The 275-nt window shown below is 41.8% G+C and carries 1 protein-coding gene; it reads right to left on the bottom strand.

Features of this window, described 5'->3' with window-relative positions; genetic code table 11:
- Positions 1-256 (bottom strand): Type 1 glutamine amidotransferase-like domain-containing protein (locus ACPYOJ_RS35310; RefSeq protein ID WP_481420381.1); only part of this gene is annotated, 256 nt, incomplete at its 3' end.
- Between the last annotated feature and the right edge of the window lie 19 nt (positions 257-275).

Genomic DNA, 275 nt, shown 5'->3' with positions numbered 1-275 from the left:
CAAAAATCCTCGTCAGCTCTGCACCTTCAACAGTGATCCGATCATCTTTTCTTCTGATCCAGTTTCCTTCGCGAAGCCCGACTACCTTAAGGTCATTCTGTGTTAAAAATTCTTTGATTCTTGTTTCGCGGGTTTCTCCATTATGCTTTAAATCCGGATTCGGATCCAGATAATGCGGATTGATATTGAACGTAACGAGTCCTATACAGTCAAAGCTCGGAGGATATACGATCGGCATATCGTTAGTAGTTTTCATGTTCTGCCCACCTATATTA

This window comes from Rhizobium sp. SVR5-9E (assembly GCF_056755095.1).
This window is presented reverse-complemented; position numbering and strand designations above follow the sequence as displayed.